Annotated in this window: 17 protein-coding genes; 8 read left to right on the top strand and 9 right to left on the bottom strand. The window is 67.7% G+C overall.

Annotation, left to right across the window (positions count from 1 at the left end; translation table 11 throughout):
• Positions 1-96: 96 nt before the first annotated feature.
• Genes Q0044_RS11430 through Q0044_RS11410 form a run of 5 tightly spaced genes read right to left on the bottom strand, consistent with a single transcriptional unit; the run spans position 97 to position 7,715 of the window.
• Positions 97-3,726 carry a hydantoinase B/oxoprolinase family protein gene (locus Q0044_RS11430; protein WP_298162323.1) on the bottom strand — a complete coding sequence of 1,210 codons (3,630 nt, stop codon included), beginning with the start codon at positions 3,724-3,726 and terminating at the stop codon, positions 97-99.
• Positions 3,723-4,682, bottom strand: a complete 960-nt coding sequence (locus Q0044_RS11425) for a DUF6999 family protein (protein ID WP_298162321.1) — start codon at positions 4,680-4,682, stop codon at positions 3,723-3,725. Before Q0044_RS11425 ends, Q0044_RS11430 begins: the two co-directional genes overlap by 4 nt.
• Positions 4,679-5,362, bottom strand: a complete 684-nt coding sequence (locus Q0044_RS11420) for an iron-containing redox enzyme family protein (RefSeq protein ID WP_298162320.1) — start codon at positions 5,360-5,362, stop codon at positions 4,679-4,681. The genes Q0044_RS11425 and Q0044_RS11420 overlap by 4 nt, the downstream gene beginning before the upstream one ends.
• The gene (locus Q0044_RS11415) at positions 5,362-6,504 is read right to left on the bottom strand and encodes a beta-ketoacyl-ACP synthase III (RefSeq protein ID WP_298162317.1); all 1,143 of its coding nucleotides are present in this window, start codon (positions 6,502-6,504) and stop codon (positions 5,362-5,364) included. Before Q0044_RS11415 ends, Q0044_RS11420 begins: the two co-directional genes overlap by 1 nt.
• 59 nt (positions 6,505-6,563) lie before the next feature.
• A complete protein-coding gene (locus Q0044_RS11410; RefSeq protein WP_298162316.1) occupies positions 6,564-7,715 on the bottom strand; it encodes an acyltransferase family protein in 1,152 nt (383 codons plus the stop codon).
• Positions 7,716-7,807: 92 nt separating this feature from the next.
• Here Q0044_RS11410 and Q0044_RS11405 point away from each other — a divergent pair, with 92 nt between their 5' ends.
• Positions 7,808-9,616 (top strand): tetratricopeptide repeat protein, encoded by a 1,809-nt coding sequence (locus tag Q0044_RS11405; protein ID WP_298162315.1) that lies wholly within the window; start codon positions 7,808-7,810, stop codon positions 9,614-9,616.
• Positions 9,617-9,620: 4 nt separating this feature from the next.
• Here Q0044_RS11405 and Q0044_RS11400 read toward each other — a convergent pair whose 3' ends face one another.
• Positions 9,621-10,769 carry a hypothetical protein gene (locus Q0044_RS11400; RefSeq protein ID WP_298162314.1) on the bottom strand — a complete coding sequence of 383 codons (1,149 nt, stop codon included), beginning with the start codon at positions 10,767-10,769 and terminating at the stop codon, positions 9,621-9,623.
• 199 nt (positions 10,770-10,968) lie between these two features.
• Here Q0044_RS11400 and fliQ point away from each other — a divergent pair, with 199 nt between their 5' ends.
• From fliQ to Q0044_RS11370, 6 genes are all read left to right on the top strand, one after another.
• The gene (gene fliQ / locus Q0044_RS11395) at positions 10,969-11,232 is read left to right on the top strand and encodes a flagellar biosynthesis protein FliQ (RefSeq protein WP_271085266.1); all 264 of its coding nucleotides are present in this window, start codon (positions 10,969-10,971) and stop codon (positions 11,230-11,232) included.
• Between the two features lie 9 nt (positions 11,233-11,241).
• Positions 11,242-12,021 (top strand): flagellar biosynthetic protein FliR, encoded by a 780-nt coding sequence (gene fliR / locus Q0044_RS11390; RefSeq protein ID WP_298162312.1) that lies wholly within the window; start codon positions 11,242-11,244, stop codon positions 12,019-12,021.
• A complete protein-coding gene (gene flhB / locus Q0044_RS11385; RefSeq protein ID WP_298162311.1) occupies positions 12,014-13,090 on the top strand; it encodes a flagellar biosynthesis protein FlhB in 1,077 nt (358 codons plus the stop codon). The genes fliR and flhB overlap by 8 nt, the downstream gene beginning before the upstream one ends.
• Positions 13,091-13,131: 41 nt before the next feature.
• Complete coding sequence (cckA, locus tag Q0044_RS11380; protein ID WP_298162309.1) at positions 13,132-15,192, top strand: cell cycle histidine kinase CckA; 2,061 nt, start codon at positions 13,132-13,134, stop codon at positions 15,190-15,192.
• A gap of 260 nt (positions 15,193-15,452) precedes the next feature.
• A complete protein-coding gene (locus Q0044_RS11375; protein WP_298162308.1) occupies positions 15,453-17,279 on the top strand; it encodes a M61 family metallopeptidase in 1,827 nt (608 codons plus the stop codon).
• 255 nt (positions 17,280-17,534) lie between these two features.
• A complete protein-coding gene (locus Q0044_RS11370) occupies positions 17,535-19,316 on the top strand; it encodes a DUF885 domain-containing protein (protein ID WP_298162305.1) in 1,782 nt (593 codons plus the stop codon).
• Here the strand turns inward: Q0044_RS11370 and Q0044_RS11365 are convergent.
• On the bottom strand, positions 19,303-20,223 hold the full coding sequence (locus Q0044_RS11365; RefSeq protein ID WP_298162304.1) for a LysR substrate-binding domain-containing protein: 921 nt from the start codon (positions 20,221-20,223) through the stop codon (positions 19,303-19,305). The genes Q0044_RS11370 and Q0044_RS11365 overlap by 14 nt on opposite strands.
• 351 nt (positions 20,224-20,574) lie before the next feature.
• On the opposite strand from Q0044_RS11365, the gene Q0044_RS11360 reads away from it, so the two are divergent.
• Positions 20,575-22,401: a DUF885 domain-containing protein gene (locus Q0044_RS11360; RefSeq protein WP_298162302.1), complete on the top strand. Its 1,827-nt coding sequence runs from the start codon at positions 20,575-20,577 to the stop codon at positions 22,399-22,401.
• Between the two features lie 63 nt (positions 22,402-22,464).
• On the opposite strand, the gene Q0044_RS11355 is transcribed toward Q0044_RS11360, so the two are convergent.
• A complete protein-coding gene (locus tag Q0044_RS11355) occupies positions 22,465-23,559 on the bottom strand; it encodes a DUF1176 domain-containing protein (protein ID WP_298162300.1) in 1,095 nt (364 codons plus the stop codon).
• Positions 23,560-23,795: 236 nt separating this feature from the next.
• Positions 23,796-23,930, bottom strand: a complete 135-nt coding sequence (locus Q0044_RS11350) for a hypothetical protein (protein WP_298162298.1) — start codon at positions 23,928-23,930, stop codon at positions 23,796-23,798.
• Between the last annotated feature and the right edge of the window lie 129 nt (positions 23,931-24,059).

The raw sequence follows: 24,059 nt of genomic DNA, 5'->3' as shown, positions 1-24,059 counted from the left end.
GAGTGTCCTTGCGCGAAAGGGTGAGGGGTTCGGTGTGAACCGGTGAGAGCAAGCCCCTCACCCTTTCGGTTTGCGGTTCGCTTCGCTCTCCGAACCTCAAGCCCTCTCCCGCCGGGAGAGGGAGTCCGAACCGAACCCGCCGCCGCCGGGGGTGTGAATGACGAAGACATCGCCGGGAGCCATCGACACCTCTGCCGTAGAGCCCAGCACCTCCACCGACCCGCCTGCGCGTTCGATCCGGTTCGCCCCGACCATTCCCGGCTCGCCACCTGCTGCCCCGAAGGGCGCGATGCGGCGGTGGCCGGACAGGATGGCGGCGGTCATCGGTTCGAGGAAGCGCACACGCCGTGTCGCCCCGTCGCCGCCCTTCGCCGCGCCCATACCGCCCGAACCCCGGCGGACGGAGAATTCCTCCAGCAGGACGGGAAAACGGGTCTCCAGCACCTCGGGGTCGGTCAGGCGGCTGTTGGTCATATGGCTCTGGACCGCGCTGGCACCCGGGGCGTCCGGCCCTGCCCCCGCGCCCCCGGCGATGGTCTCGTAGTACTGGCGGGTCGCGTCGCCGAAGGTGAAGTTGTTCATCGTGCCCTGGCTGGCGGCCAGAATGCCGAGGGCTCCGTAGAGCGTATCGACGACAGCCTGGCTGGTCTCGACGTTTCCGGCCACGACCGCCGCCGGATAGCGGGGGTTCAACATCGACCCTTCCGGCACAATCAGGGTGATGGGTTTCATGCATCCCTCGTTCAGCGGGATGGCGTCGTCGACCAGGGTCCGGAAGACATAGAGGGTCGCCGCCCGGGTGATCGACAGAGGCGCGTTGAAATTGGTCGGGCGCTGGTCGCTGGTTCCGGTGAAGTCGACCACGGCGGTGCGGGCGTCAGAATCCACGTCGATGCGGACCCGGATGACCGCGCCGTCGTCCATCTCGTAGGCGAACGCGCCGGGCTTGAGGGCGGCGATGGCGCGGCGGACGGCTTCCTCGGCGTTCGACTGGACGTGGGCCATATAGGCCTCGACGACGGGGCGGCCGAACTCGACGACCATGCGGTTCAGTTCGTCAGCGCCGCGCTGGCAGGAGGCGACCTGGGCCTTCAGGTCGGCCATGTTCTGGTCGACGTTGCGCGACGGATATGAACCCGAGGCGAACAGGGCGCGGGTCTCGACGTCGCGCAGACGGCCGCCCTCGACCAGCAGGAAGTCGTCGATGAGCACCCCCTCCTGTTCGACCGTTGTGGAAGAGGCGGGCATGGAGCCCGGCGTGATTCCGCCGACGTCCGCGTGGTGGCCGCGTGCGGCGACGAAGAAGGCGGGCGTCGTCTCGTCTTCGAGGAAGACCGGCATGATGACGGTGATGTCGGGCAGGTGGGTGCCGCCGTTGTAGGGGGCGTTCAGCATGACCACGTCGCCGGGCCGCATGGATTCGCCGCGCGAGGCGAGGACGACACGGATGCTCTCGCCCATCGAGCCGAGGTGGACCGGGATGTGCGGGGCGTTGGCGATCAGGGCACCCGTCTGATCGAAGATGGCGCAGGAGAAGTCGAGCCGCTCCTTGATGTTCACCGAATAGGCGGTGGCGCGCAGGGCCTCTCCCATCTGTTCGGCGCAGGCCATGAAGCGGCTGTTGAACACCTCCAGCAGGATCGGGTCGGCATGGGTGCCGATGGGGGCGCGGCCGACGAGCGGGGTGGTGCGTTCGAGGATCAGATTGGCCGAGGCGTCGACACGGGCGGACCAGCCGGGCTCGACGATCGTGGTGCCTGTGGACTCCAGGATGACGGCCGGACCGGGGATGCGGGCGCCAAGGGCGAGGGCTTCGCGGCTGTGCACGGGCGTTGCATGGTGAGCGCCGGCGAGGCGGACGGACACGGCATCGATGGATGTCGAGGTCGCGGTCGACTGGGCATCTGTCTTGGTCGCGGGCGCCTCGACCGCCGAGATCGCCTCCACCTCCAGCGTCTCGACCACCAGCGCCTTGTCCCCGGCGAAGAAGCCGAAGCGCCGACGGTGCAGGGTCTCGAACGCCGAGGCCATGGCGGCGGCGGGGCCGAAAGGGACGGTCAGGGGGGTGTCGCTGCCGGCGAACTTGATCTCGGCCCGGGCCTCGGAGGTAATGGAGGCGGCGGGCAGGTCCTGGGCCAGGAGGTCGGCGCGGGCCTCGGCGTCGAGCGCGGCGATGCGGTCGGCGAAGGCGACGTCGGAGGCGGGGGCGAGGGGTGCGGCGACGGTCGTCTGGCGGATCGTCCGGACCGAGGCGAGACCCATGCCATAGGCGGAAAGGACGCCGGCGAACGGGTGCAGCATCACCGTCGTCATGCCGAGCGCATCGGCGACGAGGCAGGCGTGCTGGCCGCCCGCGCCGCCGAAACAGTTCAGCACATAGGCGGTCAGGTCGTGACCGCGCTGGATGGAGATCGACTTGATCGCCTCGGCCATGTTCTGGACTGCGATGGCGACGAAGCCCTCGGCGAGGTCGAGCGGGTCGGTGGGACGGCCGGTGGCGGCGGCGACCTCGGCGGCGAGGGCGTCGAACTTTTGGGTGACGGCGGCGTGGTCGAGCGGCCGGTCGCCATTCGGGCCGAAGACCGCGGGGAAGAGCTCTGGCCGCAGCTTGCCCAGCAGGACGTTGCAGTCGGTCACCGTCAGGGGGCCGCCGCGCCGATAGGCGGCGGGACCGGGCACGGCGCCGGCGGACTCCGGGCCGACCCGCAGCCGCGAGCCGTCGAAGCGGCAGATCGAGCCTCCGCCGGCCGCCACCGTGTGGATCGACAGCATCGGGGCGCGCAGGCGAACGCCCGCGACGACGGCGTCAGAGGTGCGCTCGAAACTGCCGGAATAGTGGGACACGTCGGTCGAGGTGCCGCCCATGTCGAAGCCGATGACCCGGTCGAAGCCCGCGGCCTCCGCCGTCGCCGCCATCCCGACCACGCCGCCGGCCGGTCCGGACAGGATGGCGTCCTTGCCCCGGAAGGCCGAAGGGCTGGCGAGGCCGCCCGACGACTGCATGAACATCAGGGGGACGTCGGGCCCCAGGGCCCTGCCGACGCGCGCGACATAGGCGTCGAGCACCGGGGACAGATAGGCGTCGGCCACGGTCGTGTCGCCGCGCCCGATCAGCTTGATCAGGGCGCCGACCTCATGGCTGACCGAGATCTGGGTGAAGCCGATCTCGCGGGCGAGGGCGGCGAGGCGGGTCTCGTGACCGGTAAAGCGCCAGCCGTGGACGAGGACGATGGCCAGGGCGCGATAGCCGGCGGCGAAGGCGGCGGTCAGGGCCTCGCGGGCGGCGACCTCGTCCAGCGGGCGGTCGACGGAGCCGTCGGCGCGGACGCGTTCGTCGATCTCGATGACCCGGTCGTGCAGCGGCTCGGGGAGGACGACGTGGCGGGCGAAGATGTCGGGGCGGGCCTGCCAGCCGATGCGCAGCGCATCGCCGAAGCCGCGCGTGATGGCCAGGACCGTCGGTTCACCCTTGCGTTCGAGCAGGGCGTTGGTCGCGACCGTCGTGCCCATGCGGATGTCGGCGACAAGACCGGCGGGCAGGGGGCCGGGCGCGGCCCCCAGGATGCGGCGCACGCCCTCGACGGCGGCGTCCTCATACTGGTCGGGGTTGTCGGACAGGAGTTTGGCGGTGGTCAGGGCGCCGTCGGGGGCGCGGGCGACGATGTCGGTGAAGGTGCCGCCCCGGTCGATCCAGAACCGCCACCCGTCGATCGCCGCGTCCGTCATGCCAGCTCCGGTCCGCCGGTCGGGTCGCGCGGATCCAGCGGCAGGCCCGCCTCCTGACGCGCCTTGAGCACCCGCAGCCAGCCGTGCATGGCCTCACAGTCCAGCCCGTGCATCATCAGCCGGAACCCGGCCTGCATTGTCGACAGGGTCACTAGCGGGTGGCCGTTCTTGACGAAATGCATGTGGTAATCGGTGCCGAGGATCCGCCCGATATAGATGCCGACGATCTCGTCCAGCTGCAGCGAATGGCTGGCCCGCATGAAGTCGGCGCGCGGCAACATCAGGGCGTAGAGCGGGGTGTAGAACTCCACCGCCGTCTGGATGTCGATGCGGTTCAGCGGTCCGGTCGGGAAGACCTCGAAGTCCGGTTCGATGTCCGACAGCATGGAGAAGTCGACTCGCTCCGGCGGTGTGATCTCCTTGCCCGCGGCCCGCAGCGCGATGTTGAGCTCGATAATGAAGTTGAAGATGTTCAGGTCATGCTGGAGGAAGACGTTGTCCTCCAGATCCTTCAGCGTCAGGGGCTTCAACGGCACGGTCTTGACCAGAGCCGGATCGATCCCGGCATTGGCCTTGAGGAAGGCCAGCAACTCTGTGCCGACGTGGAAATGCCTCAGGATCAGGGTGTTGCACTCCGGTGACCCGAAGATCCGCAGCCCCCAGTGGATGGATTTGTGCAACAGGCCGTTCAGGTTCGGATAGCGCGGCGAAATGGCCCGCAGCACCTTCACGATGCAGAAGAACAGGAAGACCAGCGGCCGCGACACCGGGAACAGCCACCGCCGCGACCACGACCGGGCCCCCAGCAGCAGGGCTCGCTTGGCCTGGGGGTCGATCGGCAGGGAGTGGTCGAGATACAGCGCCAGCCACGGGTCTGGATCGTTGGCGTCATAGCGGCGCGCGTCGAACGGATCGGTCTTCCACTTCGCCGTTTCGCCGCCGTCGGACAGGCTCACGCAGCGATCTCCTCGATCTGCAGCGCATAGAGGCGGGCGGTGACCTTCGCGGTCATCACGATGCGTTCGGCGACGGCGGCATCGGGCAGGACCATCCGCAACATCTCTTCGAATTCCTGCATGTGTTCGGCGTCGTTCTCGCCGTGATAGAGCAGGAACCGCACCGCCTCGTCGGGCAGGTTCAGACGCTCCTTGACCAGCCGGCCCCAGGGCGCGGCCTTGATCGAACCGAGCCCCTCGATGATGAACATGGCGCCCAGCAGGCCGAACGGGTCGGGCTTTGACGCCTCGTGGAACATCCAGGCCGAGATGGCCTCGGAGCCGACGTTCTTGGGGGCCGAGCGGATCACATCGACCTCGCCGCCGGAACAGACGAAATCGGCCTCCAGCAGCCGGAAGTCGCGATGCTCGGTCACGGCGTGGCGCATCAGGGTCGAGCGCAGCTCGAGGTGGCTCTCGCCGACGTTCGACGCCGCGCGCGACATCCACAGCGCCCCGTCCTTCACCTGCTGGCGCAGATTGATCAGGAACAGCTGATAGTCGGCCAGTTCGAACCGGCCGCGTGTCAGCTTGCGGATCAGGGGCGTCGCCTCCAGCCGCTGTTCGAAGTCGGCGAAGACCACCGCCAGTTTCCTGAGGGTGTCCGTGACCTGATCGTCCACACGTGAACCGTCCGCCATCACACCACCTCGCACATCATGAACCCGACCATGGCCCGGCCGCTCTCGGGCACGATCAGAAGGACCTTCTCGCCCGTCTTTGCCCGCCCCGACTTCATGAACTCATCCAGCATGACCCAGATTGAGGCCGCGCCGATGTTGCCCACGGTCGGCAGGTTCGAAAACCACTTTTCCTCGGGGATCATGGCGGCGGTGCTCTTCAGGACGGAGACGATCTCCTCCCGCAGCGACCGGGCCGAATAGTGACAGAGCAGGTGGTCGACCTGGTCGGGGACGATCCGCCCCTGATCGACCTTTTCCAGCCAGACCCCGATCCAGGCCCGGATGACGATCTTCAACAGTTCGAAATCCTGCACCAGCGCGATCGATCCGGCGGCATGGGCCGCGACGGGTCCCGCGTGGCTCCAGGCCGACTTCATGTCCGCCCGGTCGGCGAAGGTGGACCCCGCCCACATACAGGGATCGAACCGTCCGGCCAGCGAGGTCAGGTCGATCCAGTTGACCTTCAGCGACAGGCCGTCGGGTCTCGGTTTCGGCTCCATCACCACCGCGCCCGCGCCGTCCGACAGGGTGAAGCGCAGGAAATCCGCCTCGACCCGCGCCCGGCCCTTGGCGTCCACCAGCGACGTGCCCTCGTAAAACTCCGGCCGAAACCAGCGGGACGAGAACTCCCCGGCCGCCGCCGCCGCGACCTCGGCTTCGCCTGCCCGGACCTGGAGCCAGGCCCCCTTGGCGGCCATCAGGGCGGAGGCGCAGACAGACTGGTAGCTGGCGATCTCGATGGGCCCCGCGCCCAGCTCGGCATGCACGGCGCTGGCGTGGCCTGGGACGATATAGTCGCCCTGGGTCGTCGCCGTGGCCAGATGCTTCAGGGCGCCGATCGACAGCCCCGCATCCTCCAGCGCCGCCTTCGTCGCTGCGGCGGTCATCGAGGCATTGGAATGCAGCGGGCGGCCCTCCGGGGTCAGGGCATAGTGGCGCGTCTCGACCCCGTTCCAGCGCAGGGCGCGTCTGCCGACCGCGGAACTCCGTCCGCCGATCCGGCCGATGAAGTCTTCCATCGCCTCAACGCCGACCGGCGGACCAGGCAGGAAGGCGCCGGTCCCGGTGATATAGACGTCGCGAAGCATACTGGAGGGCATGGCGCTCAATGCGCACGATTGCCCCTGAGGGCAAGCGAACGCAGTCTGACGCGGCCTGACTAGCCCTCGATCGAGACCACCGCGCCCTGTTCGACCGGACGGCGCTGGATGCGGCCGCGCGCCAGCCGGCGCTTGATCCACGACTGGATCGGATCGTCGATCACGGCGTGGAAGGCGAAGGCGAAGCCGACGGCGGCCAGGACGCCGGCGCCCCAGATCGCCCACTGGACCTCCGTGGACAGGGCGTATTTTGCGATCAGGACATTGGCGACGCCGAACCAGGCGATCCGCACGACTTCGTTGCTGATGAACATCGAGAAGGAGACGACACTGGCGCGCTCGACCAGTTTCGACGGGCGCAGCACCGGGATGGCGCCCGCGGCCAGGATGATCAGGGAGATGAAGGTCAGGCTGATGAGTGCGTTCTTGTCATGGAACTGGACCACCGCCAGACCCACGGCGGCCGAGACACCGACGATCCGGGCCAGACGCGGGGCGACGAAGACCTTCTCCGAGAACACCGCCAGCCCCATGCCGAGGATGAATAGCGGCAGGGCCCGCAGGAAGCCGAACTTCAGGGGCATCTGATAGACAGGGTAGCCGAGGAAGGCGTGGCAGGCCTCGTTGGCGACGAGATACAGCAGGATCACACCCGCCATCACGCCCCACGGCCCCATCGTCCTCAGCGCCCGCAGAATATAGGGGAACAGGACGTAGCAGCCGAGCAGGGCCGAGACCGACCAGCTGGGTGCATTCCAGCCCAGACCGCCATGAAGTCCGAAGGCCTGGGTCAGGGTCAGCTGGGCCGGCAGCTGGTCCCAGGCGAACCATTCCGGATTGCGCGGCGCCACGCCGATCGCAGCGCTCAGCACCACCAGCGCCACCAGGGCCAGACCCATGATCAGATGGGCCGGATAGACCCGCAGGAACCGCTTGATGAAGAAGTCGCCGGGCGACATGGCCCCGCGTCCGACCGCTCCGCCATAGACCCGCATCAGGACGTAGCCGCTGTCGATCAGGAAGAAGTTGGTCAGCAGGAAGCCGCCGCGCTCGAACACCGGATGCAGGCTTTCCGCCAGCGGGACCGGGCCCGCCGCCTGGAAGTGATGCAGGACGATCATCGAGGCCACAATGAAACGCAGGGCGTCGAGCCAACCGCCGCGTGCGATGGGCGGTGTCTCGTTTCGGGTCGAAATCGCGGTCCAGGCCATGGGAGATCTCTCTTCTGAGGGGAAATCCGCAAGGACCGGGCCGCTTTGCCGCCGGCGAACATCGGTCTAACCTCCCGGCTTCAGGGGGCTGGATGACCGACGAAGATCCGCGCGAGGGACGCATCCGGCTCGGCCGACGTCGCGAGAAAGCGACCGAAAGCCTCGACGCCATCGAAATGGCCGAGGACGCCATGGAGGCGACCGAGGAAACCATGGGGCCGCCGGACCCGGCCGTCCTGCTGGTCGAGGAACAGCGCCGGCTTATCAAGGCCCAGGTCTCCAACGAGCGGATGGGCTTCGTCCTGCGCGTCATGACCGCCCTGGTCGGCGTGGCCTTTGTCGCGGGCCTCGCCCTGATGGTCTGGACGGCGGCTAACTCGCGCGCCGTCGTCGTCGACCCGTTCGACAGCCCCTACGGCCTGACCCGGCGCGGCCATACCGGACAGGTCATCGCCCGCAGCGTCGCCGACGTCGTCACCACGATCGGAGCCGATGCCCGAAACTCGACCGAGAACCGCGCCGTCGCCCTGAACTGGACGCGCGACGTCGCCGTCGTCGTGCCGTCGACCGGCGTCTCCATCGGGGAGATCGACAAGCTTCTGCGGGGCTGGTTCGGCAAGGAGACCCACATCGGCGGCGCCGTAACGGTCAGCGTCGACGGCGAGGTCTCCCTGACCATCCGTGCCGACGGGGTGCGGGGCCGCACCTTCACCGGTCCCGAGACCGAGATGCCGCGCCTGATCACCGAGGCGGCGGAATACATCTACGGCCGGTTCGAACCCCAGCTGTTCGCCAGCTATCTGCTGGAAACCCGGCGCTACGAGGATGCCGAGCGGTTCATCCCCGATGCCTATGCGGCTCACCCCGGTTCGCGCGGGGAACTGGCCTATAACTGGGCGCTTCTGCTGACCAGCATCGGCCGCCCGGCTGAGGCGGTCGAGAAACTGCGGCTCGCGCTGCAATCCCTGCCGGACGATCAGGACGTCTGGGACATGCTGATCACCACCCTGTTCGATGTCGAGGGCGAGGAAGCCGCCGCGCGCGCGGGTCGTCAGTTCGCCGCAAAACTGGGCGCGGACGGCAGGCCGAGGGAGAGCGCTCCCTACCTCCTCCTGCTTCAGGACTGGACCCGCACCGTCGAGGTGGCGGAAGCCGACATCGCGGCGACGGGCGGCGAAGGGGTTCTGGGCGGTCAGGAGGTCAGTCTCGCCGATGCCGAGGGGCGGCGTCACGACTTCGCCGGGGCGCTCCGCCACCTGGCCGCCGCACCGCCCGATGAACCGGTGACGATCGCGACCCGCCGGATGATCGAGGTGTATCGCGCGCTCGCCGCCAAGGACCGCGCGGGAGCCGTCGCTGCGGCGGAGGCGCTGGACGCCCTCTGGACCACCGACGCCGACGTCGCCTTCACCTTCTACGAGGCGCCCTGTTTCCTCGGTCTGGCCGAGGGGCTGTCCGGCCGGTACGCCGAGGCCGAGGCCGCCTTCGGCCGCGGGGATCGCTACGTCGCCTGCGCCGCCTTCCGCGCAGACGTGCTGGAGGCGCAGGGGCTCCGCGCCGAGGCGGACCGCCAGTACGGCGTCGCCATCCGCCTCGCCCCCTCCCTGCCGTTCGCCTACCAGCGTCGGGGGCTGGCCCTGCTGGCGCGCGGCGACAGTGCACGGGCCCTGACCCGTTTCCGGGACGCCGCGGCGCGCGGCCCCCGCTGGGCCGATCCGCTGAAGGGCTGGGGCGACGCCCTGGCCGCCCAGGGGCGCTGGGCCGATGCGGCCACCAAATACGCCGAGGCCGAAGCCTTCGCCCCGCGCTGGGGCGAGCTGCATCTCGCGCATGCTGTGGCGCTGGAGCGGCTGGGCCGCCGCAGGGAGGCGGAGGCGCAGAGGGAGAAGGCGGCGGGTTAGGCTCCTAAGGCCACATAGTGTCCCAGAGAGGCGACCCTATCCAAGCGGCAGGTACAGGCGGGCGCCGTCCGTAAAAGTAGGTAGTCTCGCGAAGGTGAGCCATTGACGGCCCTTGCTCTGCGTTAAGGTCATGTCGTGCAAGCAGCGCTTCCAGTGTGCTTTCGTCAAACAGGACCGCGCCACCTCTCACGCGGAGTCCGAGTTCGATACGTGCGCGCCACGCTAGATTCATGATGCGGGTTCGGAACCGAGTGCGCATCGCTTCGTGGTGCTTCATGAAGGCAACATCGACCGGTTCAAATAGAGCTCGCTTCCGGGCATAAAATTCGGGCGAATCTAGCGTCCCCAGTTCGACCTTTAGCAGCTTGATAGTTGTGCTGTACTCTTTGAGGGCGAGCTCGTGGCGGACATTGAATGCGTCATCGAAGGCCTTCAATTCGCCAACGAGAGTACGAATCTCCTCCAGGAGAGGTGTTTCTGTATGAGGAGGCGTACCAACTCGCTTCCTGTAATGCGGCGCGAAATACCGTTCGGGGTCAGGAATTCTGATAAACTGTCGATCGTGGATTAGAGGTTCGCGAGCTTCTAATACAATACGAACCTCTTCTTGTTGCGCATAGAGGGTAGGCTTCACAAACGGTGATGAGGTAGCATCTAGGCCGGACTCGATCGTCACGACCTTCTCTTCGTATGCGACCTTACCGAATTCACATTTTGAGAAAATGTCGGAAACCTTCACGTCCTGAGCGTCCCGGAGAACGCCCTTGTCGTAGATCGCCTTAGCGAGCCCCTCGAAGTCAGTGATTTCGACCGAAGCGCTGTACGTAAATGACGCTTCTTGCGCATCGATATCGCCGACCGTCGCACAGAATATGTGCGAATGGGGTGCCTCGCTCTTTAAGCGTAACCCATGAGCTTCGATCGTTCCATCACCGCTAAACAGCTTGGATAGCCTATCGATGACCGGCTTTGGCGACGTCTTGTTGTTGTAGTGCCCAACGAAAACTTCGCCGCCTGTCTCCAGCCGATCGCCAATCCAACGGTCCCCAGTTCGCTCTTCTAGGTCGCTGTAATACTCAAGACTGCAGACCATGATATCGCCCGCAATCAACGCGGGCGCGAACATTTCATCTGTGAGCTTCCAAGCTTTCATTCGGCGGCCTCCACGGGCCTTTGACCCAACCAAGCTTCTCCAGATGCTTGGTTTGGCAGGATAACATGCAACAAGGCGCAGCGTCTGGCCGTGCGTCCATTTAGTTGGGGCCAACCGGGCGGCCTTTCGCTCCGCCGCTAACCTCCCGTTAACCACGCTCCCGGCATTTTCTGCCGAGTATTCCCGGGGTGTGTGAACGATGAGCGGCGCGGAAGTTCTGGATGTGGGCCGCGACGCCCTGTGGCTGACGATCCAGCTGTGCGCGCCGGTGCTCATCGTCGGCCTCGTCGTCGGCGTCGGCATCGGCCTGTTTCAGGCCCTGACCCAGATTCAGGAACAGACCCTGGTCTATGCGCCCAAGATCATCGCCATCTTCATCTCACTGCTGCTGTTCCTGCCGCTGATGGGAGGACTGCTGGGCGCCTTCATGCGGACCATCGCGGCGCGCATCTCGGGCATGTAGCGGGGCCGGATGGAGCCCTACGCCACCGCCGATCAGGTCTGGGCCGGCGGGCTGATCTTCGCCCGCATCGGCGCCATGATCCTGACCCTGCCGGGCATAGGCGAGACCTATGTGCCGCCGCGCATCCGGCTGTCGCTGGCCCTCGTCATCTCGCTATGCCTGTGGCCCGTGATCGGCGGCGCCCTGCCGGCCCTGCCCGACAGTCTCGGCGCCACGGTCGGCTGGGTCATCCGCGAGGTCATCACTGGCCTGATGATCGGCGCCATCCTGCGGGCCTTCACCTCGGCCCTGTCCACGGCGGGGGAGATCGTGTCCCTGCAGACCACGCTCAGCTTCGCCCAGACCGCCAACCCGCTGATGGGCGGCCAGAACACTACCATCGCCGCCTTCCTGATGCTGTTCGGCACGGTGCTGGTCTTCGCCACCGACACCCATCACCTGTTCATCGCCGGGCTGGTCGGTTCCTATGAGCTGATCGCCCCGGCCCGCCCCCTGATCGCCGCCGACTTCGCGGAGCTTGCGATCCGGACTGTGGGCGACAGCTTCATGCTGGGCGTCCAGCTGTCGGCGCCGGTCATCGTATTCGCCCTGATCTTCAACCTCGCGGCGGGTCTGGTCGGGCGGGTGATGCCGGCCTTCCAGATCTTCTTCGCCGCCGCCCCGCTCAGCATCATCCTGGGCCTGTCGATCTTCGCCCTGTCGCTCGGCGTGCTGGGAACGGTCTTCATCGACCGCTACCGCGCGCTGGCCAACCTGTTCGTCTCCGGATCGGGAGGGATCGGTGGCTGAAGACCAGGATCCCGAGTCCAAGACAGAAGAGGCGTCTCCCCAGAAACTCGAGGAGGCGCGAAAGAAGGGCGACGTTGCGAAATCCGCCGACGTCGCCCCGGCCCTCAGCCTCCTCGGAGCCACCGCCGTGATCGTCATGGGCGGCGGCTATTTCGCCAACTCGATGGCCCAGGCCTTCATCCCCTTCATCGCCTCGCCCCATCAGCTGATCGGCGGGCTCGAGGCGGGCGCCGGCGTCGAGATCGGCATGAACGCCATCTGGGCTGCCGCCCCCTTCCTCGGGGCCGTCATGCTGGCGACCATCGTCGGCGGCGTCGGCGGCAACGTCTTCCAGTCAGGCTTCCTGTTCTCGGCCGAGAAGATGAAGCCCAAATGGGAAAAGGTCAGTCCGATGGCGGGCTTGAAGCGCATCTTCGGCCCCGACGGCCTGATGCAGTTCGCCCAGACCCTGGCCAAGCTGATCGCCGTCTCGGTCATCTGCTGGATGGTGCTGAAGCCTCACGCCCGCGAGTTCGAGAACATGGCGGCTATGTCGCCTCTGACCATCCTGCCGCTCTCGCGCGATCTGATGATCGCCCTCATGGCCTCGACCCTGGTCTTCCTGGTTCTGGGCGCCGGAGCCGACTTCGTCTGGCAGAGGATGCGCTTCGCCAAACGCCAGCGCATGACCAAGGAAGAGGTCAAGGAGGAGTACAAGAACTCGGAGGGCGATCCGCACGTCAAGGCCAAGCTGAAACAGATCCGCATGCAGCGCAGCCGCCAGCGGATGATGCAGAACGTGCCCAAGGCTACGGTCATCGTCACCAACCCGACCCACTATTCGGTCGCCCTGCGCTACGAGCCTGATCATGGCGATGCGGCCCCGATCTGCGTGGCCAAGGGCGTCGACGCCCTGGCCATGCGCATCCGCGAAGTCGCGCGCGAGCACGATGTGCCGATCGTGGAGAACGTGCCTCTGGCCCGGGCCCTCTACGCCGCCGTCGATATCGACGAGACCATCCCGCGCGAGCATTTCGAAGCCGCCGCCAGGGTCATCGGCTTCGTCATGCAGAAGCGGAAGCGTCGATAGCGCTGTATGATCAGCCCACTGATTCGCGGGGCTGACTTGCCATGACCGTCTCCAGCGCGCCGCCGGCGCCGAAGTTCGACATCACCGTGATCCTGATGGCGGCCGGTTTTGCCGTGGCCGTGGCCGCCCTGGCCTGGCCTGCCTTCCAGGCCGGTCCCCTGACGACGCCTCACATGATCCTGCTGGTCACGGTGGCCGCCGTCGCCCTGATGGGGTTGTTCGCCTTCAACCGCATCGATGTCCGCAGCAGCGACCGACCTGCCGGTGATGTGGCGGTGGAGATGCTGGACGCCATGGCCGAGCCTGCCGCCCTGGTCTGGGCGTCCGGCGCCGTGCTGGCCTACAACGGCGCCTGGGCCTCCGAGAACGGGGCGACCGTCAACCTGCCGAAGGGCAAGTCCGCCCAGGCCCTTTACATGGCCTTCGCCCAGGCGCGTCAGGGACATCAGGGCCGCGCCATCGTCCTGATCGGCGAGCGCGAGATCGAGGTCCTGATCGGTCAGGCCGGTGAGGGGCGCTTCCTCGTCCGCGAGGCGCCCGAGGCGACCCTCAGCAGCACCCCGACCGCCGTCGCCACGCCCGCCTACGCCGCCTCGACCGGTGATGCCCGCGCCATGGCCGCCGGGGCACCGTTCGGCTCTGCGGTCATTGCCGGCGACGACATCTTCTCCAGTCGTGCCGAAGAGGCGAACCCCGCCCTGGCCACCCTGACCGGCCCGGCCTCGGCCCGCGACGCCGCCTTCGGCCATCTGTTCGATCCGACCGGGGTGATCGAGGCCCGCGACCGGATCGCCGCCGGATCGACGGGCCCGATCGAACTGGTCGCCCGCGCCCATCCCGACAAGATGCTGCACCTCTACGTGGCCCCCGAAGGCGACAAGCGCCGCGTCTGGCTGTTCGACGTCTCGGCCCAGAAGTCGATGGAGCTGCAGCTGTCCCAGGCCCAGAAGATGCAGGCCGTGGGCCAGCTGGCCGGCGGCGTCGCCCACGATTTCAACAACCTTCTGACCGCCATCCAGTTGCAGCTGTCCGAACTGCTGGAGCGTCATCCGGTCGGGGATCCGTCCTATGACGGCCTGAACCAGATCCGCCAGACGGGCATCCGCGCCGCCGACCTGGTGCGCAAGCTGCTGGCCTTCTCGAGGAAGTCGACCGTCCGTCGCGAGCGTCTCGACCTCGGAGAACTGGTCGGGGAGTTCGCCGTCCTGCTGCGTCGCCTGCTGCGCGAGGACGTGCGGCTGGAGACCGACTACGGCCGCGACCTCCCCGTGGTCCTGGCCGACAAGTCCCAGCTGGAGACGGCGGTGATGAACCTGGCCGTCAACGCCCGCGACGCCATGCGGGGCGTGGTCGAGCCGGGCGCCGGGGTGGTCACCATCAAGACCCAGCGCCTGACCCAGGCGGCCGCCCGCGCCATGGGATGGCTGGAGGCGCCCGAGGGCGACAGCGCCCTGATCGAGGTCTCCGACACCGGTCCCGGCGTCCCGACGGAGCTGCTCGACAAGATCTTCGAACCCTTCTTCACCACCAAGGCGGTCAACGAGGGTACGGGCATGGGCCTGGCCACCGTCTACGGCATCGTCCAGCAGGCCGGCGGCCACATCGGTGTGACCAATCTGGACGGGGCGGGCGCCGCCTTCCGCATCTTCCTGCCCGCCGCCTCGGAACAGGAATTGATCGAGGCCGGCCCCGTCGAGGCCCGGGTCAAGACCGCCCCGCGCGACCTGTCCGGCAACGGCCGCATCCTGTTCGTCGAGGACGAGGCCGCTGTGCGCGGCATCGCCGCCCGCCTGCTGCGCCAGCGCGGCTATGAGGTCATCGAGGCCGCCGACGGCGAGGAGGCCCTCGCCCTGGCCGAGGAATGGGCGGGCCAGATCGATATGATGATCTCGGACGTCATCATGCCCGGCCTGGATGGACCTAGTCTGCTCAAGAAGGCGCGCCAGTACCTCGGCGACGCCCCGGTCATGTTCATCTCCGGCTATGCCGAGAGCGATTTCTCAGACCTGCTTCAGGACGAGACCGGCGTCTCCTTCCTGCCCAAGCCCCTGGACATCAAGACCCTCGCGGAGCGGGTGAAGCAGGAACTCCGGCCGGGGTGAGAATCCCTCTCCCCTTGCGGGAGAGGGAGATCGCGCACGGCGGCGCTAGCCGCCGTTCTGGCGCGGTCGGGTGAGGGGGCACACCGACTGGAAAAGTCATCGCGCGATCCGCTCATCTCGATCATCAGTGTGACCCCTCATCCGTCAGCCTTCGGCTGCCACCTTCTCCCGCAAGGGGAGAAGGGACGTCGCGGTCGCCCCCTCTTGCCACCCGGCCCGCCTTGCGCCCCTATGCGGCCAGTCCCTGTTCCGGAGTTCCCATGTCCGCTCGTCGTCTGCTGACCGCCTGCGCCTGCGCCGCCCTGACCTTCGCGGCCGGCGCCGTGCAGGCCCAGGACTACGACATCAGCTTCGACAACGCGGTCCACCATGAGGCGCGGATCACCGTCACCTATCGCGACGTCGGCACGGCTCCTGTGCGGTTCCAGATGTCGCGCTCGTCGCCCGGTCGCTATGCGATCCACGAGTTCGGCAAGAACGTCTATTCCGTCTCCGCCGTCGATGGACAGGGGCGCGCCCTGGCCCTCGAGCGCACCGACCCCTATGGTTGGACCGTGCCCGGCCACGACGGGACGGTCAGCCTCAGCTACACCCTGTTCGGGGACCGGTCTGACGGCACCTATTCCCAGATCGACGCGACCCACGCCCACCTGAACATGCCGGCGACCCTGGTCTGGGCGACGGGCTTCGACGATCGGTCGGCGACCGTGCGGTTCAGGCCCCTCTCGCCCGACTGGACCATCGCGACCCAGCTCCAGCCGCAGTCCGACCCCAACACCTTCGCCGCGCCGAACCTCCAGTATCTGATGGACAGTCCGACCGAGCTCAGCGACCACATGGTGCGCGAGTGGACGGTCGATGACGCAGGGACGCCGCGCACCGTGCGCATCGCCGCCCACCATGCCGGCACGGAGGCGGAGATGGACATCTTCGCCGAGCGCGCCCGTCGCATCGTGGACGCCCAGATCGCGGTCTTCGGCGACGTGCCCGACTATGATTTCGGGACCTACACCTTCATCGCCGACTACCTGCCCTGGGTCAGCGGCGACGGAATGGAGCATCGCAACTCCACCATCATCAATGACACCCGGTCGTTCGCCCAGGCCGACTTCGACCAGCTCGGCACGCTCAGTCATGAGTTCTTCCATTCCTGGAACGTGGAGCGGATCCGCCCGGACGAGCTGGAGCCGTTCGACTTCACCCGCGCCAACCCGACGCCGTCGCTGTGGTTCGCGGAGGGGTTCACCAGCTACTACGGCCCCCTCGCAATGCGCCGTGCGGGGGTGTCGAAGGTCGATGACTTCCTCGGCGAAATGGGCGGCCAGCTGAACTTCGTCCAGAACGCGTCGGGTCGTCGCTACGGCTCGCCCCAGGAGATGAGCCTGCGCGCGCCGTTCGTGGATGCCGCGACCTCCATCGACCCGACCAACGCCAACATCTTCGTCTCCTACTATCCGTATGGCGCGGTCATCGCCTTCGGCCTCGACCTGACCCTGCGCCAGCGGTTCCCGGGCAAGACCCTGGACGACCTGATGCGCGAGATGTGGCGCACCCACGGCGTGACCGAACGACCCTATGCGCCCGCCGACATCGAGGCCGCCCTGGCCCGCGTCACCGGCGACCCCGCGTTTGCAGCCGATGTTTTCGATCGCCAGATCCGGGGCAGCGAACTGCCTGATTTCGCGCCCCTGCTGGCCCAGGCCGGCATCGTGATCCGACCGGCCAGTCCCACGGCCGCCTGGGCGGGTGCCGTCCGCTTCCCGGCGACGGGGCCGGCGATCATTCCCGCTGCCCTGGCGCCCGGAACGCCCCTGTACGAGGCGGGTCTTGATCGCGGGGACCAGATCGTCACGGTGGGCGAAACGACCATCGCCGGCGGGGCCGACTGGACCGCCGCGCTGGCGGCTGCCAGGCCGGGGGACGCGCTTCCGATCCGCTTCCTCCAACGCGGGATGGAGCGTTCCGCCACCCTGCGTCTGGTGGCTGATCCCTCCTTCCGTCTGCTGCGCGCCGAGGCCGACGGCGGCGCCGTGACGCCCGCGCAGATGGCTTTCCGTCAGGCCTGGCTGGGGGCATCAACGGAGTAAGAATTTATTCTCTCATTGCCCTTGCGCCAGACCCGGCCGCGCCCCAGCTGTCGGCGGCGAGGTAAAAGTAGGCGGGATGATGGGAGGCCGGATCGTCCGGGGGAATGTCCACCTGTTCTGGCGTGCGCCTTCCAGGCCTTTGTTTTTGTTGAGGCGGGTCGTCGTTTCGTCCGTTTCGTCCGTTTCGTCCGCTGTTTTTCGTCCGGACATTCCGGACATTCACCGCCTCTCCCCTCGCGTCCGCAGGATGTTTCCATGCTCGATCGCCGCAGTCTCATGTTCTCCGCCGCCGGCGCCGGCCTGCTCGCCGCCCTGCCGATCCGGGCCTTGGCCCAGTCGCAACAGGACGCCGCGCTCGACGCCCTGCTGACCGAATGGTTCTACGACAACGTTGAACGCAACCCGACGTTCGCCACCAGCCTGGGCATCGACAAGGACGATCGGGCGCATCTTGCAAGCCGTCTCGGCGACCTGAGTCTTGAGGCAGAAGCCGGGGACAAGGCGCGCGACATCGCGCGCTGGGCGCAGCTCAAGGACTGGCCGACCACGAACCTGTCCGACAGCATGAAGGTGACCCTGGCGGTCTCGCAGTTCCAGGCCGAGACGGCCGCGATGCGCGCCGAACTGCCCTTCGTCGGTTCGCCCTATATCGTGGCCCAGAACGGCGGCGCCTATTTCAGCGTCCCCGACTTCATGACCAACCAGCACCGCCTGGAATCCCCGGCCGACGCCGAGGCCTTCCTGTCGCGTCTGAAGGCCTTCGCGGTCCAGCTGGTTCAGGAGAGCGCGCGGCTGGAGGTGGACGCCGGGGCGGGCGTCACCCTGCCGGCGGTGATCATGGACAAGACCCTGACGCAGCTGAAGACCCTGCGCGACACCCCCGCCGCCGAGATGGCCATGGTCCAGGCCCTGGTCCGCAAGACCGGCGAGAAGGCGATCGCCGGCGACTGGGGCGCCCGCGCCGTCGTCATCGTCGATGAGGAGATCAGGCCGGCCCTGACCCGCCAGATCGCTGTGTTCGAGGGCCAGCGTCCGAACGCCTCGACCGACGTCGGGGTCTGGAGGCTGCCGCAGGGCGAGCGGCTCTACAACCTCGGCATCCGGGGCTACACGACCACCACCTATACCGGCGCAGAGATCCACGAGATCGGCCTGCAGCAGGTCGCCTCGATCCAGGCCGAGATCGACACCATCCTCAGGAGCCTCGGCATGACCGACGGCACGGTCGGCGACCGGGTCAACGCGCTCGGCCAGGATCCGCAGCACCTGTGGCCCAACACCGACGAGGGCAAGGTCGCCCTGATCGCCTCACTGAACGAGATGGTCGCCGCCATCACCCCGCGCCTGCCCGAGGTCTTTTCGACCCTGCCCCAGGCGCCGGTCGAGATCCGCCGCGTGCCGGTCTCGATCCAGATCGGTGCGCCGGGCGGCTACTATCAGGCGGCGTCGCTGGATGGGTCGCGACCCGGGGCCTACTACATCAATCTGCGCGACACGGCGAACCGGCCGAAATGGTCCTTGCCGACCCTGACCTATCACGAGGCGGTGCCGGGCCATCACTTCCAGATTTCGGTCGCGCGTGAGGCCGGGACCCTGCCCATCTATCGCCGGGCCAGCGGTTTCTCGGCCTATAACGAGGGCTGGGCCCTCTATTCCGAACGTGTCGCCGCCGACGACCTGAACATGTACGAGGGCAACCCGCTCGGCCGGATCGGCTATCTCCAGGCCTATCTGTTCCGCGCGGTCCGTCTGGTCGTCGACACCGGCCTGCACGACAAGCGGTGGAGCCGCGAACGGGCCATCGCCTATATGATCGCCGAGGCAGCCACCCCCGCCAACGCCGCGCAGTCCGAGGTCGATCGCTATATCGTCTGGCCGGGTCAGGCCTGCTCCTACAAGCTGGGCCAGACCGTGATCGAGGGCCTGCGTCAGGAGGCGGAGGCGAAGCCCGGCTTCGACATCAAGGCCTTCCACGACCGGATGTTGTTGAACGGCTCGGTGCCGCTGGCGGTGCTTCAGGGCATCATGCGGGCATAAGGGCGATCTCGGCGGCGATGTCCGGGTCGGCAGCCGCCTCGGCCAGCAACCAGTCGCGGAAGCGGGCGATCTTGGGCGATCTCCGGCGGTCCTCGGGCCAGGCGATCCAGTAGCCCTCGGACAGCCGCACCGTCTGGCGGAACGGCCGGACCAGCAAGCCGGCCCTGATCTCGCGGGCGAAGAGGATGGGCGAGCCCAGGGCGATCCCCTGACCGCCCAGGGCCGCGGCGACCTCCAGTCCCTGGATGTCGGCGCGAAGCCGCGATGCGGGGGTCGCCGCCGTCGTCACCCCGGCGCAGGCGAACCAGGCCGCCCATTCCTTCTCGTCGCCGACCCGGGGCGCATCGACCAGATCGGCGGGATCCCTGAGGTCCAGTCGCTCGCACAGGGCCGGGCTGCACAGGGGGGTGAAGACACTGGGCATCAGGAGGGCGCACTCCACCCCGGGCCAGTCGCCGTCGCCGGAGCGCAGGGCGATGTCCATGTTCGCGTGCGCCAGGTCGATGATGGTCGGACTGGTGTCGAGCCGCACGGCCAGCCCGGGATTGGCGACCTGGAAGGCCCCCAGCCGGGGCGCCAGCCACTGGGTCGCCAGGGTCGTCAGGGTGGTGATCGACAGCACCCCCTGATCCGCCTCGGTCACCTCGGCGAAGGCCCGCCGCAACACAGTCATGGCCTCGGTCGCCGCCCGCGACAGCCGCTCGCCCGGTTCGGTCGGCTGGACCTCGCGCGGCAGCCGCCGGAACAGGCTGAACCCCAGCCGTGTCTCCAGCGCCTTGATCTGCCAGCTGACCGCCGCCTGGGTCATGCCGAGTTCCTCCGCCGCCCGGGTGAAACTGTTCAGTCGCGCCGCCGCCTCGAACACACGGATCGACGAGAGCGGCAGGCCGGCGAGGGGATCACGCATAAGGGCACCTAGGGTGGACCCGTCATACTACTGGTTTGCGATCGCGCTCTGTCAATCCGATACGTCCAACATTCGAAGCGTGCCGCACGGGATCAGGTCATGGAAGAGGTTCATCGTACGCATAAGGACGCCGCATGGGGTTGGGTGGCGGTCATTCTGGCGGTTCTGGACGGTTTCCCCAGGGCTCGCACCCGGGTCCGGACGACGCGATGCCGGTCTTCGGAGGCGGTGACGCCCTGGAGCCACCATGCGCCGGGCGGCGGGTCTGCCTGACGGATTTGTAACGACACAGCGCTTGTCCAGACGGCGCGGTTGGTGACCAATGCGGCCCGACATTTTCGGGAGCCCGCCATGATCGACCGCCGCCGCCTCATGTTCACCGCCGCCGCCGGAGCCAGCCTGATGGCGGCCGGTCAGGTCATCGCCAGACCGCAGGCCGGAACGGCGTCGGCGGCCTTTACGGCCGTGATGAACTCGATCGTTCAGGAGACGCTGATGACGTCTCCGGAACTGCTGACCTCGCTCGGATTCGACAAGGGGCCGAACGCGCCCAAGAAGGCGCAGCTCGACGACCGGTCCCAGGCCAAGATCGATGCGGACAAGACGACCTTCCGGCGCCAGATGGCCGAGCTGAAAGCCGTCGATCGCGCCGCCCTGAGCACTGACGAAAAGGTCTGGTACGACTCGCTCGAGTATTTCGGCGACACCGCCATGATCGGCTACGACTTCCCCTATGGCGGCGGTTTCAGCCCCTCGCCCTATAGCGTGAGCCAGCTGACCGGATCGTATCAGGGCATCCCGGACTTCCTCGACAGCCAGCATTCGATCGACACGGCTGAGGACGCCGAGGCCTATCTCAGCCGCGTCTCCGCCTTCGCGACGGCCCTGGATCAGGAGACCGCCCGGATCGAGGCGGAGTTCGAGGCCGGAGCCGTGCCGCCCGACTTCGTCATCGCCCGCACCCTCAGCCAGATGGAAGCCCTGATGTCGCCGGGCGCGGCCGGCACCACCCTGGTTCAGTCGGTCGTCCGGCGGACGGGCGAGAAGTCAATCGCCGGCGACTGGGGATCGCGTGCCGAGAGCATCGTCAATGACGCCGTCTTCCCGGCCCTGACCCGTCAGGCGGATGCACTGCGGGCGCGTCAGGCCGGGGCGACCCATGACGCCGGCGTCTGGCGTCTGCCGGACGGCGAGGATTTCTACCGCTTCGGCATCCGCAGCTACACGACCACCAACCTGTCCGGGGACGAGATCCACGAGATCGGCCTGGCGCAACTGGCGGAACTGTCCGCCCGCGCAGACGGCCTGCTGAAGGCGCAGGGGCTCACACAGGGCTCGGTCGGCGCGCGGATCAAGGCGCTCGGCGAAGACCCGGCGCAGCGCTACCCGAACACTGACGAGGCCAAGGAACAGCTGCTGCGCGACCTCAACATCCAGACGGAAGAAGTCCGCCGCCGCATGCCGCAGTATTTCGGCCGCCTGCCGCAGGCCGCGGTCGAGATCCGGCGCGTGCCCAAGGCGATCGAGGCCGGGGCGCCGGGCGGCTATTACAACTCGCCGGCGCTGGATGGCTCGCGGCCGGGCATCTACTACATCAACCTGCGCGACACGGCCGAATGGCCGAAGATGCAGCTGCCGACCCTGACCTATCACGAGGCGGTGCCGGGCCATCACCACCAGATCAGTCTGGCCCAGGAAAAGGCGAACACGCCGCTGCTGATGAAGGTGCTGGGCTTTTCGGCCTATTCGGAAGGCTGGGCGCTGTACGCGGAACAGCTGGCCGACGAGATCGGCATGTACGAGAACGATCCCTACGGGAAGATCGGCTACCTCCAGTCGCTGATGTTCCGCGCGACGCGGCTGGTGGTCGACTCTGGCATGCACGCCAAGCGCTGGAGCCGGGAACAGGCGATCCGGTTCATGGTCGACGCCCTGGGCGACGCCGAGAGCGCGGTGACCACCGAGATCGAACGCTACTGCGTCTGGCCGGGACAGGCCTGCTCCTACAAGCTGGGGCACACCAAATGGGTCGAGCTGCGCGAGACGGCGAAGGCGACGCTGGGCGACCGGTTCGACATCAAGGCCTTCCACGACGCGGGCATGAACGCCGGCGCGGTGCCGCTGACGGTGCTGGAGCGGGTCATCACCGAATGGACCGCGGCGCAGGCGGCGGTTTGATGATCGATCGTCGTAGCCCCGTCTCCGCCACGGCGGAAGCGGGGCCGGCGGCCTTGGTCGCCGTCACTCGCTGACCCAAAGGGCTGGCCAGTAGTCGCTGGGCACGCTCCAGCATTCGGACATCGCTGACGACGACTTCAGAACGAAGCCTTGCGCCGTCCAGACCCAGCTGTCGGCCGTGCCGCAGTCACCGAGCCCACGGCCCTTGTTGAAGGCGTCGAGGACCCGGGTCGCCGGGTCGTAGGCCGAGTTGACGAGAAACGCTTCGGGCTCGCCGGCCACGGTTGGGAAGGTCAGCTGACGCGGATCGGTCCCCTGGGGCGTCGTGGTGAAATAGCCGTTGATCAGGTTATAGGCGCCCGCGTCGCAGGGGACGCCCCACAGGACGGTGTTCGCATCCAGACGGGCGGAAGAGATCACCGTCTGCAGGGCGGGGTTGAAGTCGGTGTCCGCCCGACACTGGATCACGGCGGGAAGCGCTTCCAGGGCGGCCGGGAGGGTCTGGCCCTCCTGATCGCCATATCCGGCCTGGGAGACGGCCGGGGCCGCGACCACGCGTGGCGAGGGGGAGGCGGCGGGCACGGCCGAGGCGGGGCGCGACCCCTTGCGGATCAGGGCGGTGGTCGTACCGAGCCGACCCTGATGCTCGTCGATCCACAAGAGGGAGGCGGCGACCCCGCTGAGCGAGATCGGCACGGTCTCCGATCCCGCGTGCAGGGACATGGTGCGACCTTGGGCCATCGCGTCGATCAGGCGTCGCACGCCTTCCGGATCCACCGTTGCGACCGGGAGCGCGTCCTCGCCGGTTGCGGCTGTCAGGCCGTTGAAGGTGTCATTGTCGACCCGTGCGGTCAGCGGGTCGCCGAACGATCCGTTCTCCGGCCAGAAGCCGACCACGACGCGGGGCCCGGCCTCCGGTCCGGCCGCCATGGAGATACGCACCCACCCGGCGCCCTCGGTCGCATGGCCGAAGGCGTGGCAGGTCCCGATGTTGTCGCAGACAGCGAGCCAGTCGCGGAATGTCCTCTCGTTGGGATTCGGCTGTTCCGCGTCGGCGCCTCCGGCCAAACCACGCGGGTCGGCCCCGGCGTCGGCCCGGGCGGACTGCTCATCACCGCACGAGGCCAGCAAGACCGCGACGGCCAACAGTGCGATCATACGCATTTCCAATCCCCCTTCGCAGGCCGGTAAGGCCCTGCGCAGCTCCGACGGCCGGCGCGCGGCGCGGGCGCCGACCTTGCCGCTCTCGACCGGATAGTCGGGGTTCTGTGAGGATGCCGCAACCTTGTGCGTCGACGGTCCTCGCCTTCGCCGGCTTGGCGAGGACCCTGACAGTTGAGGTCGCCTGTGAATGGTCCCGCCAACCTCATCACCGGCCTTGAAGGTCTTCGCGGTCATGGGGTCGACGCCTCCGGCCTGGCTTCGACATCAGCGAGCACGGCCCGCATCAGTTCCGCGTCGATGAGGACGGGGGTTTCGCAGAAGGCGACAATCCAACGCTGGATCAGGTGTTCAGTCTCGGCGTCCATTCGAAATCCCCGTGCTGGAAAGGCTGCCCTTCCGCCCCACAGAACCGGTCGAGCCGGTCCGGGTTCACCTTGACCGCAGGCGGCATTTTCCGGGCACGGTTAATCCGGAGCGCCTCGCCCTTTGCCTCC

This window comes from Brevundimonas sp. (assembly GCF_027484365.1).
Classification (GTDB): Bacteria; Pseudomonadota; Alphaproteobacteria; order Caulobacterales; family Caulobacteraceae; genus Brevundimonas.
This window is presented reverse-complemented; position numbering and strand designations above follow the sequence as displayed.